The sequence below is a fragment of the Pelobacter seleniigenes DSM 18267 genome (assembly GCF_000711225.1).
Lineage (GTDB): Bacteria > Desulfobacterota > Desulfuromonadia > Desulfuromonadales > Geopsychrobacteraceae > Seleniibacterium > Seleniibacterium seleniigenes.
Genome location: NZ_JOMG01000002.1, coordinates 24,806 through 39,906, shown reverse-complemented (window position 1 = coordinate 39,906; position 15,101 = coordinate 24,806). Strand labels below are relative to the sequence as shown.

Below are 15,101 nucleotides of genomic sequence, written 5' to 3'. Positions count from 1 at the left end.
CGAAGGCAAATTTATTTCGGGTTGCATTATTGATCCCTATAGCGTATATAGTACCTCCCAAGCGCCCGTAGCTCAGCTGGATAGAGCGCTGCCCTCCGGAGGCAGAGGTCAGAGGTTCGAATCCTCTCGGGCGCGCCATAAAGAAAATCAAAGGCTTAACAGTTCTCTGTTAGGCCTTTTTTGTGTTTGCTCCTTGGCTGCGACAAGACGGTTGCGCTCCTTTTTGTTTGTTGCAGAATTTTCCATCTGAACTAATATAGTGATGACCTGATCCCGCCAGCCTGGCGGGTTTCTATCGGTTAGCAGTGGCCGCGCGGGACGAGATCCTTGTGTCTGACCCTGCTTCTTTTAGTTATTCTCAATGAGGAGGCATGTTGTGATTCCCGGAGTTCCCAGTGGCCGGCGGCGCTTTTCGGATCTGTCTGAACAGGAGATCCTGGCTCTGGCCATTTCCAATGAAGAAGATGATGCGCGTATTTATCGGCAATATGCCGAGCGGTTGCGGACCGACTTCCCGGCTTCGGCGAAAATTTTCGACGCGATGGCCGCAGAAGAAGACGGGCATCGCCGCCAACTGATCGACGCACACAAGCAGCGTTTCGGTACGGTTATTCCCCTGATCCGCCGCGAACATGTCTCCGGGTTTTACGCACGCAATCCGGTCTGGCTGATCGAAAATCTGGGCCTGGAGCGGATTCGCAACGAAGCGCGCGAAATGGAGCGCCAGGCCGAGCAGTTCTACCGGAAGGCCGCCGAGCATACCTCGGATGCCGATATTCGCCGGTTGTTGGGTGATCTTGCCGCAATTGAAGCAGGGCACGGCAAGCTTGCTGATGGCCTCGAAGAAGAGCATCTACCGGCTGAGCACCGTCACGAAGAAGACCGCGCCGCCCATCGCCAGTTTGTCCTGACCTGGGTGCAGCCGGGACTGGCCGGACTCATGGATGGCTCGGTTTCGACTCTGGCGCCTATTTTTGCCACTGCCTTCGCCACCCAGAACACTCACACCACCTTCCTGGTCGGCTTGGCCGCCAGTGTCGGAGCGGGTATTTCCATGGGCTTCACCGAAGCTGCTTCCGATGATGGTGAACTGTCCGGCCGGGGGAGCCCGGGCAAGCGCGGCCTGGCGGCCGGAGTGATGACGACTCTGGGTGGCTTTGGTCACGCGCTCCCCTATCTTATCCCCCATTTCTGGATGGCGACATCCATCGCGCTGGTGTTGGTTTTTATTGAACTCTGGTCAATCGCCTGGATTCAGAACCGTTATATGGAGACTCCTTTCTGGCGGGCCGCCTTCCAGGTGGTGCTGGGTGGCGCCCTGGTCTTTGCGGCCGGTGCGTTGATCGGCGGCGGCTGATCTGCATGAACGCAGTGTGTTGCTGATTTTTTTGTTGTTTTGAAAAAACGCCCCCTGTCAGCTCTGGCAGGGGGCGTTTTTAATGGTTTTTCGCGTTTTATCCGGACTGTTGCCTGTTGGTTTGGACGCGCTATTTTTTCTCCATGCCGTGCTGGTGCATGTCATGATCCATGTCCTGGTGCGGCATTTTCGCTTTTTTCATGGCCCTGTTTTTGCGGATCATTTTGGTGTCCGTGTACATATCCTCGTAAGCGGTCTTCATCGCCTGATCAAAGTCGGCAATGGTCCCGCCATGGCTGCTGACAAAGGCCTCCGCAGCCGCCCGCTCGCGAAACGCCCATTTGGCTCGTGAGGACATGACGCCCGGCAGGTCGCCGCCGATGACCCAGACGGCTGTTTCTGCATCGATCAGCTGTTGGGTGTTGTAATCGCCGACCTCAATGGTTGCAGGTGTTTTGCCGATACTGTTGGCAAATTCCAGGGCCATGCAGTGCAGACTGCAAGTGCCGACACTGGTTTTGTCCGTGTAGTTGATCAGCATCCGGCTGGTGGCGAATTTAACCCGATTCATCCCGCAGTAACTGCAAGACAGGTGGAGTTTCTGGTCTGCCTGTTCCGCCGCAGGAAGCAGCGTTGAGAACATCAACAGAACGGTCAGGCTCAAGAAGAAAATCTTTTTCATCCGGCAACCTCACTTTCATTCAGGGTTAGGAATGCTTTGAAAGGATTCAGACTATCATCGTTAACATTCTTTCAGTTCAGCTGACCTTTGGTTTGTGCTCAATCACCAGGTCCGGATTTTTACTTTGAATGGGCCAATAATGTACAGTATTAACGGCGATATGTTACTGTTCAAGTCATCTTTGTGCCGTTCCTGATAGTTTGGTAACAAATTTATTTTTGGGTTTTCCGCGCTGGAGTCATGCGAAAGTGTTTGGCATTGCATACAGACAGCGTGGTTGTCTGTAATAAGATGGCCAGGAATCTGTTGGTTTCGTCTCCTCGGCAGAGGCTTCTGCCCATTCCTGGCGGAATGGGCGGAAAAGAGGTGGTCAGAGAAATACAGAAAATGAATATAGCAATGCCCGTATTTGTCGTCAGCGGATATGCTCAAGATCCCATCATGAAGAATCGCGAAGCATATGGTTTTACAGCGAGCCTCAGCAAACCATTCAGACAGATTGAATTAATTGAAATGATTGGCGCATATATCGGAACGGTTTAACCTCGGGTCGCCGACCACGAGTCGTAGAAAATCAATGAGTTGGAAATCCGTCATTGCCTTTGATCTCCCATCCATGAGCGCAGCTGGCTGTTTTCAACAGCTTGTAAAGGTGGAGATGTGTCTTGGGTGATAGCACCTCGGAGGGCCCTGGTGTGTTCTGGGGCAGGGGGTGCCACCTTGGCGATTTTCAGTCGCTATTCAACCTATGGACTTTTCAGATCATAGTCATTGGGTGCTCCTGGCGACCGCCATCTACCAATTGGCCGTTGGTTAATGTGATCATTGGTCGGTCCTGATCGTTTTTCTTTGCCCCTGCCAGTCGTGTTAAGTCGCCGGTCTCTCCCCGGTGGCGAAGCCGAACAGTCTCGCCGGGGTCTGCCACAGGAGTTTGTGCTGTTCAGAAACGGATGGCAGAAAATGTTCAATTAATTTAAGCAGGGGAGCATAGTCCAATCGTGCCGGTGCTCGCAAAAAAGGCCAGTCAGAGGCCCATACGCAACCATCTAAGGTAAAAGCATTGAATAGCTCTTTTATATAGGGAGTCATATCTGGATAAGGATATGGCGCTTGCGATATTTTATACTGGCCGGAAATTTTAACAAAAACCCGGCCGCTATCCGCCAACCGAAGGAGATCCCTGAAGCCTTGTTGATTCAGACCCGCTTTCGGATCAGGGCGTCCACAATGATCGACCAGAACCTTTACTTTTGAGGTTGTCAGAAGCGGCAATAGCTCTGTCAGCTGATCATGCTGAACCTGAATCTGCAGGTACATATCGAGTGTCGTCAATTTTTCAAGGAGTGCTGACGTTTTAGTATATTGAGCAATCCCGTGAAGTGCGACATTAAAAGCAACCCCGATAATTCCCTGTTGCTGAAGCTGGTGCAGTTTTTCCAGGCTGGTATTGTTATCCACCACCGCAATCCCTTTAAACTTATCCGGATTTCGGGCGATTGTATCAAGCAGACAACTGTTGTCTTCGCCGTAGCCTGAATTCGGGCCGACAAGCAGTGCGTGCTTGACGTTATGACAATCCATAACCTTTAAAAATTGATCCGGGGTTCCTATCTCGCTGCCGGATGGGGCGTAAAATGTTCCGGGAGAATAGGGAAACTTCAACGGATCAAAGACATGAAGGTGAGAGTCGATCTTTGGGGCATTGATCAGGTTCATCGTGGGTTGGGCCCTTTCTTTTCCAGCGTGCATTACATGAAAACGCCACCGTTTACATCAAGGACTTCACCGGTGATCCAGTTTGCGTCAGCGCTGCTCATAAACAGAATCGCCCCAGCGACTTCCTCCATTTCTCCGACCCGGCCCAGAGGTATGCCTGCCTGCAATTTGTCTTTTGTCGCTTGGGGCAGTTTTTGAAACATGCGCCCTTTCAGCGGTCCCGGTGAAACGACATTGACCGTAATGCCGTAACTCGCCAGTTCCTGTGCTAACGCTTGAGTCAGGCCGATCATGCCAGCTTTGGAGGCGGCATAGTTAACACCTACTCCGGGGCGACCGGTGCGACCGGCCAGGGATGCTACATTGATAATTTTCCCTGATTTTTGCTGTCGCATTATGGTTGCTGCGGCTTTACAGGCATAGAACGTACCGGTCAAATTGACATCGATAACATCTTGCCAATCTCCTGAGGACAGTTTTTCAATGGGGGCTGGTTTCATGATGCCGGCGCAATTGATCATGACGTCTATCTTGCCATGCTCTTTGGCGATGGCATTGAAGGTGTCTCTCAGAGTTTCAAAGTCGGTAATGTTGGCGATATAGCAAAAAACTTTTCGTTCTTGATACTCTGGCAAAACTCGGTCAAGAGAGGGCTGATTGTGATGGATCAGGATAACCTTTGCTCCCTCATCAATGAGTCTTTTTCCTGTGACTGTTGCCAGTTCTGAAGCTCCGCCGACCAAAACACAGACTTGTCCGGAAAATCTCATGTTTCTCTCCTTGGTTGTAAAAAAAGAATGATTGCCTGGTTGGCTGTTGCGTAAGAAGGCCCGGGTTTTTGCCTGTGCTTGGGAATGCACCGTCGCCCTCATAAATTTCATCTGCAACTATAGCAGCCTCTCTTGATTCCTGTATAGAATATCCTTCTTTGAGAAGCTAAATTTCTCCTGGTAGGATATGGTGACGAAGGTTTTCCCGTAGCGATGATTTTCTGCGAGGCAGGATTCGGGCTTTGCCATTATCACGTCAATAGATTCGTAGCGGTTCGATCTCCCCACGTGAATTGTTATGTGGCAGGCGGAGGAGTGAAACTATCGCCTTATTGATGCGTTCAGACCTGGTCTGTGGCCAGTGTGAAACTCGGTGTTTCTTTGCTGGGGAATTTTTTTTGGGATAGCCCTGTTTTCGGTAAAAAAGTCAATTTTAGATCTGCTAAGATTGCCTGTCAATTGAACAGGGCTTTGTGCGTTTTTGGGCGATCTTCAGGTCGGGATTTTGCTCCTCTCAGCATCGAGCTGCTTGAAGTTCCCAAAATTACAATGAGAATATTTATTGACTTATTCAACTGTTTTGACGGTTGTTCAGGACTTGGAAGGTGGCCTTTTATTGTCTGACAATAGTTTTGGATCCGCTATGTTTACTCTTGACTGGGGCGGCACGCAACCTGATAATTAGCCGCAGAAAGGGTACAATTTTATGACAGCCAAACCGGAATCCTCACTCCGTGATACCGAAACTAATGAGCGGCTTTATGTCCGGGTCTCCCACGATATCAAAAGATATCTGCTGGCCCAGAACCTGGTCGAAGGGGATCGTCTGCCTTCCGAAACGGAATTGTCAAAAGAGCTGGGGGTCAGCCGGGCAACCATCAGGGAGGCGATTGTCGCTTTGGAGGTCTCGGGGATTCTGGCGGTGAAGAGGAATTTCGGCGCTGTGGTGCTGAATCTGAGTGAAGAACTTCCCCCGCAGGTCATCAGCTCGGAAGCCGGCCCTTTTGAACAGATTCAGGTGCGCATGCTCTTGGAGCCGGAAGCCGCTCGTTTGGCGGCCCTGAATCGAACCACGCGGCAATGCGATGGCATGGAGCAGGCTATTGAAATGATGGTTGGAGAAAATCAGGCCGGGTTCACCTCTGAAGAAGGGGATATGCAGTTTCACCTGATTATCGCCAAGGCTTCGAAAAATTCTCTGCTGCAGAGCCATATCGAGAGCCTTTGGGAGATGCGGCACAAAGGTAAACTGTGGCCCCAATTACAGCGCAGTGTCGATCTGAATGTCACCAGAACCAGAGCTGTTTTCCAGCATATGCGTATTCTTGAAGCGGTCCGCTCTCAAAATGCCGAGCGTGCCAGGCAGATGATGAAAGAACATCTGCTTTCCGTGCAGGCAGAACTGGAAAGTACGATCAACGAGTAACGCCCTTCTGCGCTTGCCGGTTGCTGGTGTGCGCTGTCCTCATTTCTGCAATTTCCCCCTTTTTATGTTTATTATCCTGCTGCCGGTTGCGCTGTCAGGCATTGAAGCTGCTCCGGCAGGGTTAACGGGATGCCGTGGCAGGCAGGAGATGCGCAGCCCCCCTCCTTTTTGATTGCACATATTATCGATTGACCTGATCGGAGTTTCCCTGTATTCGAGTACACAGCGCGCCACCGGGGAAATTTGTTCCAGTGGTGCCGGGAACTGCTGACCCTATTAATGACAGGATGAAGAAACCGATCATGGAAAAAATATGCCTGGGCTGGCGTGAGTGGCTGGCCTTGCCCGATTTGCATATTGCGCAAATCAAAGCCAAAATAGATACCGGAGCCAGGACTTCGGCGCTGCATGCCTATTTTGTTGAACCCTTCGAAGCAGCAGGCGTAAAGATGGTGCGCTTTGGCGTCCATCCGTTGCAGAAGCGGCTGGACCGTGAGCTGATCTGTCAGTGCCCGGTTAAGGATTATCGCGAGGTCAGCGATTCAGGCGGACACCGGGAAATGCGCTATGTCATTGAAACAACAGTGCAGCTGGGGAATCTGTGCTGGCCCGTTGAAATGACCCTGACCAACCGGGACAGCATGAAGTTCAGGATGCTGCTTGGACGAACGGCGTTGCAGGGGAAAATTGTTGCTCCTGACCGCTCCTACCTGTTTGGCAGACCGGGGCGCGTTGGTTATTGAATAAGTCCCGGTATGGGCTCAACAGACCGTTTAACGACGGTCTGATAGAGGATGATAAGTGAAAGTGAGATGGGCATGAAAATTGGAGTGTTGTCCGGTAATCCGGAGCTTTATTCGACCCGCAGGCTGGTCGAAGCCGGCAAAAAAAGGGGACATGAAATCAGGGTTGTTGATCCGTTACGCTGTTATATGACCATTGCCAGTCAGCGGCCGACGATCCATTATCGGGGGGAGGAACTGAGCGGATTTGATGCAATTATCCCGCGAATTGGGGCGTCCATTACCTTTTACGGAACCGCTGTGGTCCGGCAGTTCGAAATGATGGGAGTGTACAGTGTCAATGAATCGGTTGCGATCAGTCGTTCACGGGACAAATTACGCAGTCTGCAGTTGCTGGCCCGCCGCGGCATCGGCTTGCCGGTGACCGGTTTTGCCCATTCCACCCAGTACACCCAGGATCTGATCAGCCTGGCCGGCGGGGCTCCGTTGGTCATCAAGCTGCTTGAGGGGACCCAGGGGATTGGGGTTGTCCTGGCGGAAACGGATAAAGCCGCAGAGAGCGTTATCGAGGCCTTTCGTGGACTGAAGGAAAACATCTTGGTGCAGGAGTTCATCAAGGAGGCCCAAGGCGCTGATATTCGTTGCTTTGTGGTTGGCGAAAAGGTGGTCGCGGCCATGAAGAGGCAGGGCAAGGAAGGTGAGTTCCGATCCAACCTGCATCGCGGAGGGAAGGCTTCGGTGGTCCGCCTGACACCGGAAGAACGCTCTACCGCTGCCCGGGCGGCGCGGATCATGGGGCTGAATGTGGCCGGAGTGGATCTGTTGCGCTCCAATCACGGCCCGGTGGTGATGGAGGTCAACTCGTCCCCGGGGCTGGAGGGGATCGAAACTGCGACGGATAAAGATGTCGCTGATCTGATCATTCAGTTTATCGAGAAACAGGCCAAGCCCGGCCGGACCAGGACGCGGGGACAGGGGTGAAACAGGTTGCTCCTTTTGTTCTGGGTGGGGTCTCGGTTGAGCCCGGGACGCGGGCCACGGTCAATCTACCGGTGGCCCGGCTCTATACCCACAACGCCATGACCCTTCCGGTGCAGGTCGTGCATGGCCGGAAAAAAGGAGCAACCCTTTTTGTCAGCGCTGCGGTTCACGGCGATGAAATCAATGGGGTTGAAATCATTCGTCGGCTGCTCGGCCAGCGTGTCCTGGGTTCTTTGCGCGGTACTTTGCTGGCTATTCCGGTGGTCAATCCGTTCGGTTTTATCCAGCGGGCGCGTTATTTACCAGACCGCCGTGATTTGAATCGCTCCTTTCCGGGAACGCCCAAAGGATCTCTGGCGGGCCGGTTGGCCCACCTGTTCATGAGCGAAGTAGCCAGTCGCAGCGATTTCGGCGTCGATCTGCATACCGGTTCGAACTTCCGTAGTAATCTGCCCCAGATCCGGACCAGTCTCGACGATCCGCGGGCCATAGAACTGGCTACCGCGTTCGGTGCCCCTATCATTGTCCCTTCCGAATTACGGGAAGGATCTTTGCGGGAGGCGGTTGCTGAACTGGGCAAGCCGGTGCTGGTTTATGAAGGCGGCGAAGCGCTCTATTTTAACGAGACGGTTATTTCCGTGGGCCTGAAGGGGATGGTCCGGCTGATGCGTCACATCGGCATGTTACCGCCGGGGCGCAAAAGCCATCGGGCCGATCCGGTCATCACCGATTACACCAGTTGGGTGCGTGCCGGCATGAGCGGGATTTTTGCCCGAAAAGTCAAACTGGGAGCCCTGGTCAGAAAGAACGCCCTGCTCGGCGTTTTGAGTGATCCCTTCGGAGATGATCGGGAAGAGGTCCGCGCCCCGTTTTCCGGGGTGGTGATCGGCGAATTGAACCTGCCCCTGGCCCATGAGGGAGATGCCCTGATTCATCTGGCCAAGGTCCCTGATCAGGATGAAGCCGAGGAAGTTCTGGACGAATACGCCTCATCCTTGACGGATGAGGATTTCGGACTGGAGCGCTAACCTTTTTGACTGAGGAGGAACTCTCGTGCCCCCGTTGAAAAAAGCTTTCAGGACGGCGACTTCCCTATTCCGCAGCCCGGCCAAAAAGATCGGGCTGCCGCCCGGTTCGCTGGTCCATGTCGGCCAACAGAAGGTGGAGCGGCCGGTCTGTTCTTATCTGGATTATTCTGATGAACTCTTCACTCACCGTACCGATGTCAGCTTTGCCGAATGTCGTGAGTTGAAACTCAGGCAGACCGTCAGCTGGATCAACCTTGATGGCATTCACGATATCGAGATGATCAATAATTTCGGCTCAGAATTCGATTTGCACAGCCTGATGCTTGAAGATATTCTTGATACCAGTCATTCGCCAAAGTTTGAGGAATACGAAAACTTGGCCCTGGTTATTTTGAAAATGCTCTATTTTGACAAAGAGAGCGCGCAGCTGGACGCCGAGCAGATCAGCATGGTGCTGACCGAGCAAAATGTCCTGACTTTTCAGGAGCGTCCGGGGGATGTGTTTGATGGTGTGCGCGAACGGTTGAAGCGCAAGAGCGGCCGGATTCGTCAGCGCGGTTCCGATTACCTGATCTATGCCCTGATTGACTGCATTGTTGACAGCTATTTTCATGTCCTGGAAGGGATTGGTGACCGGCTTGATTATCTGGAAACGGAACTCATCAACCGGCCGAGCCAGGAGGTCCTGACCCAGGTTCACCAACTGAAGGGGCAGCTGATTTTTTTCCGCAAGGCGGTCTGGCCGCTGCGTGAGTTGGTCAATAATATGATGCATAGCGAATCACCATTGTTTGAGGAAACAACCAATGTCTATCTGCGTGATCTGTACGATCATGCCATCCAGGTTCTCGACACGGTGGAAACCTTCCGGGAGACCGCATCGGGGCTGGTTGAGCTTTATATGTCGAGCGTCAGCCAGCGGATGAACGAAGTGATGCAGGTTTTGACCGTGATGGCCTCAATCTTTATTCCGTTGACCTTTCTGGCCGGTGTCTACGGGATGAATTTTGTGGACATGCCGGAACTGAAGTGGCGTTACGGGTACCCGATGATTTGGGGAGTGATGATATTATGTGCCTTGATCATGCTCTGGTTGTTCAAAAGGAAAAAGTGGTTTTGAACCGCGTCCTGAGATTATTCCTCGTCTTGCTGCTGTTCTTGCACGGTCCTCTCTGGGCGGCTGATTCGGCGGCAACTCCCGCGACGCAGGGCTCACCGGACAAAGCAGCCCAGACCTATCCAGGACTGAGTGAACTTGGCCCCAGGTCGACGGAAGAAGCCGGCTTTGTCGCCAAAGCCCAGGATCAGCTCAAGCAATTGGCGGCGCTGGGTCCGCTGGGCAAAAATCTGGAACAGCTTGCCGAGCAGGTCAAAAAACTGAACCTTGAAATCAAACCCTTTGGCTCTCCCGAAACCTGGTATGTTGACCGCCTGACTCATTACAGCCGGCAATTCGACCAGTTGCAGCAGTCTTTGGACGGTTTGCAGGAAGACCTGACCAACCGCCAGCAGCAGGTGGAAGGGATTCGGGAACAGACTGCGACGGATCGTGAGTTCTGGAGTCAGTGGGCCACGGAGTTGAAAAAACAGAAGCTGCAGCTTCCGCAGCAGACGTTGAACCGGGTGAGGCAACAACTGCAGCAGCTGGATAAGGAAATAAAGACAGACACCGATAAATTACTCACCTTGCAGGAGCAGGCCGGGGCGATTCAGAGAGATCTGATTTTGACCACGGACAGCCTGAAACTGGGGCTGGAAAAGCTCCGCCAGGCGACTTTCCGCAAGAACGCCCATTCCTTTTTTTCTCCGCTTTTCTTTGAACAATTTAATCGGGAGCTGCTCCTCAAGGCCCGCGACGGGCTGGTTGCCGTATTCACTTTCGATTGGGGCTTCATCGAGGAAAACAGTTTTCGCTTCGGCCTGATGCTGGTCGCCTTTGGCGGGATTTCAGGGTTGATTTTCCTGTATCGCAAGCGCTTTGAAAATACCGATGAGTGGCAGTTCGTGCTGCGCCACCCGGTTGCCGTAGGTGCCTTTCTGTCAATCATCCTGTTTCTGATGTGGACTCCGGCGCTGCCGACATTGATCCGCTTTGCCTTTCAGGCCGGGGCGGTGGTCGCGGCGACCACCATGGCCATCTCCCTGGTGGAAAATCGGCGTCAAGGGTGGGCGCTGGGTCTGGCCGGACTGGTCTTTATCGTGACCTCAGCGATCCGGACGATCTCCCTGCCGGAGCCCCTGTTCCGTGTGTATATTGCCACTCTGGCCCTGTTTTTCATCCCCCTGCTGGTCCAGCAGATCGATATCTCACGGCAGCAGCGTGGCAGCAAAAGGGGGCGTTTATTCCGCGGTTTGCTGCGTATGGGGATCCTGGTCTTAACCGTCAGCCTGGTCGGTCAGGTGGCCGGCTATATCAATTTTTCCACATGGTTGCTGCAGGCCTCCTTTGAGACCGGTATGGCGCTGTTATTCGTGCGCATGCTCCTGTTGCTGAGCGGTGGTGGTATCGATGAATTCATTGACCATCAGCAGCAGGCACGGCGGACCTTTTTTGTCCGCTTCGGTACTGACCTGGCCAGTAAGTTGAAGCGCTTACTGCAGGTTCTGGTGGTCGGCTTTTCCATATTTTACCTGCTGCCGGTCTGGCGGATTTTCACGACCCTCAATGAAGGGTGGAGTTTCTTAAGTCAGTACGGGTTCAATTTCGGTGCGTCCCGGATTACCGTGGAGATGCTCGGTCTTGCCATCTGCTCCTTCTATCTGGCCATCCAGGCGTCCTGGCTGCTGCAGGGGATGAGCGACACCCACTTTTTTGCTCCGCGAACCGTCGACCGGGGGGTGAGCGATGCCGTCAAAAAACTGATCCATTATGCCATTGTGTCCATCGGGTTTCTGATTGCCCTCGGTTTTCTCGGCATGAAACTGCAGAACTTTATCGTTTTGCTGGGGGCCTTCGGGGTCGGCATCGGCTTTGGACTGCAGGATATCGTCAATAATTTTCTGTCCGGTTTGATCCTGTTGTTTGAAAGACCGATCAAGGTGGGGGACGGGGTTCTCATCGACAATGAGTATGGGGTTGTCACCCGGATCGGGTTGCGTTCCACGGTGGTTGAAAACCTGAACCAGGCGGAGTTGATTGTGCCGAACTCCCAGATCATTTCGCAAAAGGTCACCAACTGGACCCTGTCCAGCCGCAGGGTTCGCCTGGTCATTGCCGTTGGCGTCGCTTACGGCAGCGACCTGCAGAAAGTTCTGCAGGTTCTGCGCGAAACCGCCGAACAGCATCCGGATGTTCTGGCCGAACCGCAGCCGGTGCCACTGTTCATTCAGTTCGGAGCCAGCTCACTCGATTTTGAACTGCGGGTCTGGATCCCCAATGTTGATGAGCGGCCCAGGGTGCAAAATGATCTGCTGCTTGAGGTCGATCGGCGCTTCCGTGAAGAGGGAATCGAAATTCCTTTTCCGCAACGTGATCTGCATCTGCGGTCGATTGCCCCGGGAATCCTGCCCGGAAAAGAGAGCGAATAAACCCCGCAGTCGGACAGGCCGGACTGTGGTTGTCTGTCAACTGATCGGCAAAGGACGTTTAAATGAATTTTAACCATTTTGATGAAAGCGGCCGGGCCATCATGGTCGATGTCAGCGCCAAAAAGAAAACCCTACGGACTGCCACCGCTGCGGCGAGGGTCAGGATGTCACCGGAACTGCTGCAAAGAATTCTGGATGGTACGACCAGCAAAGGAGATGTCCTGGGGGTGGCCAGGCTGGCGGGGATTTCCGCCTCAAAAAAAACCGCGGAGCTGATTCCGCTGTCCCACCCCTTGTCCATTCATCATGCGGCCATCGAATTTACCCCTGTGCCGGCTGACGGGGAGATTCTGGTGCGAGCGACGGTCAGGGCTTATGAGCGGACCGGGGTGGAAATGGAAGCGATGGTTGCCGCTTCTCTGGCGGCCCTGACCATTTACGATATGTGTAAAGGGGCGGATAAGGGGATCATCATCAGCGAGGTGGTGTTGGAGTATAAAGAAGGGGGCAAGAGCGGGGTTTACCGCAGAGAGCAACAAGGTTGAAAAACGGGTTCGCCGCTGGCAAGACTGCCGCGGCGAACCCGGTACCGTTTACGTTAAGCGAGGTTCGCCTTACAAGGTGACCGTGGTTCCGACCGAGGCGGAAAAGAACCGATCCCCGAAACTTTCCGCCAGGACATAAGCCCCGCGCAGCCCGGTGCAATGAGCAGCTCCGATCCGTTTCACGTTGGCTTCGGCCAGGCGGTGTACGGTTGCCATCATCTGCTGCTCGCTGCAGAATTTCAGGTGGGTTCCCCCGAGCACCATGTAGAATTTGGTCTGTTCGGTGACCGCGGCAGCATGATTGATGATATTGATCAGCCCGGCATGGGCACAGCCCAGCAGAATGACCAACCCTTGCTCGCTGTGAATAAAAAGGGACTGGTCGTCGTAAAGTGGATCACTGACCTGTGCTCCTTGTTCCGAATAGGCCATCAGTCTGGGATCGCCGGTTTCGGCGGCCGACAGACGCGGAATTTCTCCGGACAAAATCATCCCCGGGACGATTTCTCGCGCGTTTCTGGAGAATTCGAACACCGCACCCATTTGCTCCAGTTCCGCCTGCTGCCAGGGCAGGCCGATCTGCCGCGACTCGCCATTCAGGCTGCTGAAGCGACGGGTGAACAGGTCCGGGTGAGCATAAATTGGAACCGGACCGGTCTCTTGCAGTACCTGCTCCAGCCCGCCGGTGTGATCATAATGCCCATGGCTGATGATAATGCCTTGCAGATCGCTCAGATCGACCCCCAGCCTACGCGCATTATGGAGCAGACTTAACCCGCTGCCAGTGTCAAAAAGGAACTTGCCGTAGGGGGTCGCCAGGTGGCAGGCAAAGCCATGCTCACCCAGCAGCCCGGCCGGACTGACCCGTTCCACGGAGTTTTCGCAAAGAACTGTTATTGTTACGCCCATACCCTCTTCTCCTGTCATCGAAATGAAAATAAATCATTTGTATCCATTGCCTGCAGTTTGCTGATAAGCGGAGCGTCTGCAGGGAGAATGTCGTAATCCGGTAACTCTGCCGGGGTCACCCAGCTGTGATCAATAACTTCAAGATGGCTGATCTGTCCGCCGCTCCAGTGACACCAGAAGGCGTGAATTGCGACCGCACCCCACTCGTAATTATGCAAAACTTTTGCCAGCAAGGGGCCGACTTCGATCTCGATATCCAACTCTTCGCGCAACTCCCGTTGCAGGGCGTCCTGGGGTGTCTCGCCGGGCTCGATTTTGCCACCCGGGAACTCCCAGAAGCCACCCATTTTTTTATCAAGCGGACGGCGCGTCAAAAGGATCTTTCCCTTTTTGAGAATAACTGCGGCACAGACGGCCAAGGGGCTTATCGTTGCATTGCTATTGGTCATGGACTGGTCTATTGCTTTCTTCTGTTCATGATTTTTTGTTGGAGGCAACCGGACTCTATGATAGAAACAGGTGCTCCGCAGTATGCGGATTCTTGAAAGTCCCTTCTTGCCTGCTGCCGATTTGCCAGGAGAATTTCTATGTTTCAGTTGTCTGACAAAGGGCGTCGTGTCCGCCAGATGTTCGATGATATTTCAGGTCGTTACGATCTGTTGAACCGCTTGTTATCGTTCGGAATAGACCGTCGTTGGAGACGGTTCGCCGTCAGCCAGCTGAGTATTCCCAAAAACGGGCAGGTGTTGGATATTGCCACCGGAACCTGTGATGTTGCGCTTGAGGTTGCGGCGCAAACAGATGCTTCGGTGACGATCGTCGGTGAAGATTTTACCCAGGGCATGCTGGTGCGGGGGCAGGCCAAGTTGAATTCATCCCCGTATGGGCAACGCATCGCGCTGGTCAATGCGCCCTGTGAGGAGATCCCCCATCCTGACAACACCTTTGACGGTATTACCATCGCGTTCGGAATTCGCAATGTCGTCGACCGCCAGGCCGGCTTGAATGAGATGTTCCGGGTCCTGAAGCCGGGCGGACGAGTTGTTATTCTTGAATTTTCCAATCCCCGGAGTCAACTGTTTCGTAAAATTTATTATTTTTACTTTCAAAAAATACTGCCTGCCATCGGCGGCTTTCTGTCCAAACGCAGCGCCTATCAATATCTGCCTGACTCGGTAATGGAGTTTCCTGACCGGGAGACTTTCCGCGCTATGCTGGCGAGCGCCGGGTTCAGCCGACTTCAGCATGTCGATCTGACCTTCGGTATTGCCACCGTGTATGTTGGTGATAAGCCGCGGGGGCTTTGACCGCCTGGTAAACCGCCGCCCGCTGAATCGAGGGGAGAGCAAGGACCGCCCGTGACGGGTTGTGCGGTATCGGTTTGGTCAGTGCAGGGGGGGGGCTCTCACCCTGGCG

The 15,101-nt window shown here is 53.6% G+C and carries 15 protein-coding genes and 1 tRNA gene; 11 read left to right on the top strand and 5 right to left on the bottom strand.

All coding sequences use genetic code 11. From position 1 onward, the window contains the following. Positions 1-61: 61 nt before the first annotated feature. A tRNA-Arg gene (locus N909_RS0102750) sits at positions 62-138 on the top strand. Positions 139-376: 238 nt separating this feature from the next. Beyond that, entirely contained in the window at positions 377-1,357 is a 981-nt protein-coding gene (mbfA, locus tag N909_RS0102745) for an iron exporter MbfA (protein WP_029911023.1), read from the top strand. A gap of 130 nt (positions 1,358-1,487) precedes the next feature. Here the strand turns inward: mbfA and N909_RS0102740 are convergent, their stop codons facing one another. Beyond that, positions 1,488-2,039: a nitrous oxide reductase accessory protein NosL gene (locus N909_RS0102740; protein ID WP_051689470.1), complete on the bottom strand. Its 552-nt coding sequence runs from the start codon at positions 2,037-2,039 to the stop codon at positions 1,488-1,490. Between the two features lie 252 nt (positions 2,040-2,291). On the opposite strand from N909_RS0102740, the gene N909_RS23550 reads away from it, so the two are divergent. After that, complete coding sequence (locus N909_RS23550) at positions 2,292-2,582, top strand: response regulator (RefSeq protein ID WP_162179103.1); 291 nt, start codon at positions 2,292-2,294, stop codon at positions 2,580-2,582. A 324-nt stretch (positions 2,583-2,906) separates the two neighbouring features. On the opposite strand, the gene N909_RS0102730 is transcribed toward N909_RS23550, so the two are convergent. Continuing rightward, the gene (locus tag N909_RS0102730; protein WP_029911014.1) at positions 2,907-3,755 is read right to left on the bottom strand and encodes an amidohydrolase family protein; all 849 of its coding nucleotides are present in this window, start codon (positions 3,753-3,755) and stop codon (positions 2,907-2,909) included. A 32-nt stretch (positions 3,756-3,787) separates the two neighbouring features. Continuing rightward, positions 3,788-4,636, bottom strand: coding sequence for an SDR family NAD(P)-dependent oxidoreductase (locus N909_RS0102725; RefSeq protein ID WP_084167396.1), 849 nt, complete (start codon positions 4,634-4,636; stop codon positions 3,788-3,790). A 595-nt stretch (positions 4,637-5,231) separates the two neighbouring features. Between N909_RS0102725 and N909_RS0102720 the strand changes: the two genes are divergently transcribed. The 7 genes from N909_RS0102720 (at position 5,232) to moaC (ending at position 12,776) form a co-directional block, all read left to right on the top strand. Then, positions 5,232-5,951: a FadR/GntR family transcriptional regulator gene (locus N909_RS0102720; RefSeq protein WP_029911008.1), complete on the top strand. Its 720-nt coding sequence runs from the start codon at positions 5,232-5,234 to the stop codon at positions 5,949-5,951. A 302-nt stretch (positions 5,952-6,253) separates the two neighbouring features. Next, positions 6,254-6,694, top strand: a complete 441-nt coding sequence (locus N909_RS0102715) for an ATP-dependent zinc protease family protein (protein ID WP_029911004.1) — start codon at positions 6,254-6,256, stop codon at positions 6,692-6,694. A 75-nt stretch (positions 6,695-6,769) separates the two neighbouring features. Next, positions 6,770-7,675, top strand: coding sequence for a 30S ribosomal protein S6--L-glutamate ligase (gene rimK, locus N909_RS0102710; RefSeq protein ID WP_029911001.1), 906 nt, complete (start codon positions 6,770-6,772; stop codon positions 7,673-7,675). Continuing rightward, positions 7,672-8,703, top strand: a complete 1,032-nt coding sequence (locus N909_RS0102705) for a succinylglutamate desuccinylase/aspartoacylase family protein (RefSeq protein ID WP_029910998.1) — start codon at positions 7,672-7,674, stop codon at positions 8,701-8,703. The genes rimK and N909_RS0102705 overlap by 4 nt, the downstream gene beginning before the upstream one ends. Before the next feature lie 25 nt (positions 8,704-8,728). After that, entirely contained in the window at positions 8,729-9,823 is a 1,095-nt protein-coding gene (gene corA / locus N909_RS0102700) for a magnesium/cobalt transporter CorA (RefSeq protein ID WP_211253913.1), read from the top strand. Then, positions 9,820-12,231: a mechanosensitive ion channel domain-containing protein gene (locus tag N909_RS24315; RefSeq protein ID WP_162179102.1), complete on the top strand. Its 2,412-nt coding sequence runs from the start codon at positions 9,820-9,822 to the stop codon at positions 12,229-12,231. Before corA ends, N909_RS24315 begins: the two co-directional genes overlap by 4 nt. A gap of 62 nt (positions 12,232-12,293) precedes the next feature. Next, complete coding sequence (moaC, locus tag N909_RS0102690) at positions 12,294-12,776, top strand: cyclic pyranopterin monophosphate synthase MoaC (RefSeq protein WP_029910989.1); 483 nt, start codon at positions 12,294-12,296, stop codon at positions 12,774-12,776. Between the two features lie 69 nt (positions 12,777-12,845). On the opposite strand, the gene N909_RS0102685 is transcribed toward moaC, so the two are convergent. Both N909_RS0102685 and N909_RS0102680 read right to left on the bottom strand, forming a co-directional pair. After that, entirely contained in the window at positions 12,846-13,685 is an 840-nt protein-coding gene (locus N909_RS0102685; protein ID WP_029910986.1) for an MBL fold metallo-hydrolase, read from the bottom strand. A gap of 14 nt (positions 13,686-13,699) precedes the next feature. Then, entirely contained in the window at positions 13,700-14,134 is a 435-nt protein-coding gene (locus N909_RS0102680; RefSeq protein WP_029910983.1) for a (deoxy)nucleoside triphosphate pyrophosphohydrolase, read from the bottom strand. 138 nt (positions 14,135-14,272) lie between these two features. On the opposite strand from N909_RS0102680, the gene ubiE reads away from it, so the two are divergent. After that, a complete protein-coding gene (gene ubiE, locus N909_RS0102675) occupies positions 14,273-14,992 on the top strand; it encodes a bifunctional demethylmenaquinone methyltransferase/2-methoxy-6-polyprenyl-1,4-benzoquinol methylase UbiE (protein ID WP_029910980.1) in 720 nt (239 codons plus the stop codon). Positions 14,993-15,101 lie beyond the last annotated feature (109 nt).

Excerpts from the sequence above, each read along its gene's own strand:
- N909_RS0102685 (WP_029910986.1), bottom strand. The coding sequence starts at position 13,685 with ATGGGCGTAACAATAACAGTTCTTTGCGAAAACTCCGTGGAACGGGTC.
- N909_RS0102730 (WP_029911014.1), bottom strand. The coding sequence starts at position 3,755 with ATGAACCTGATCAATGCCCCAAAGATCGACTCTCACCTTCATGTCTTT.
- ubiE (WP_029910980.1), top strand. The coding sequence starts at position 14,273 with ATGTTTCAGTTGTCTGACAAAGGGCGTCGTGTCCGCCAGATGTTCGAT.
- N909_RS0102680 (WP_029910983.1), bottom strand. The coding sequence starts at position 14,134 with ATGACCAATAGCAATGCAACGATAAGCCCCTTGGCCGTCTGTGCCGCA.
- moaC (WP_029910989.1), top strand. The coding sequence starts at position 12,294 with ATGAATTTTAACCATTTTGATGAAAGCGGCCGGGCCATCATGGTCGAT.
- N909_RS0102725 (WP_084167396.1), bottom strand. The coding sequence starts at position 4,636 with ATGAAATTTATGAGGGCGACGGTGCATTCCCAAGCACAGGCAAAAACC.
- N909_RS0102720 (WP_029911008.1), top strand. The coding sequence starts at position 5,232 with ATGACAGCCAAACCGGAATCCTCACTCCGTGATACCGAAACTAATGAG.
- N909_RS0102740 (WP_051689470.1), bottom strand. The coding sequence starts at position 2,039 with ATGAAAAAGATTTTCTTCTTGAGCCTGACCGTTCTGTTGATGTTCTCA.
- rimK (WP_029911001.1), top strand. The coding sequence starts at position 6,770 with ATGAAAATTGGAGTGTTGTCCGGTAATCCGGAGCTTTATTCGACCCGC.
- N909_RS0102715 (WP_029911004.1), top strand. The coding sequence starts at position 6,254 with ATGGAAAAAATATGCCTGGGCTGGCGTGAGTGGCTGGCCTTGCCCGAT.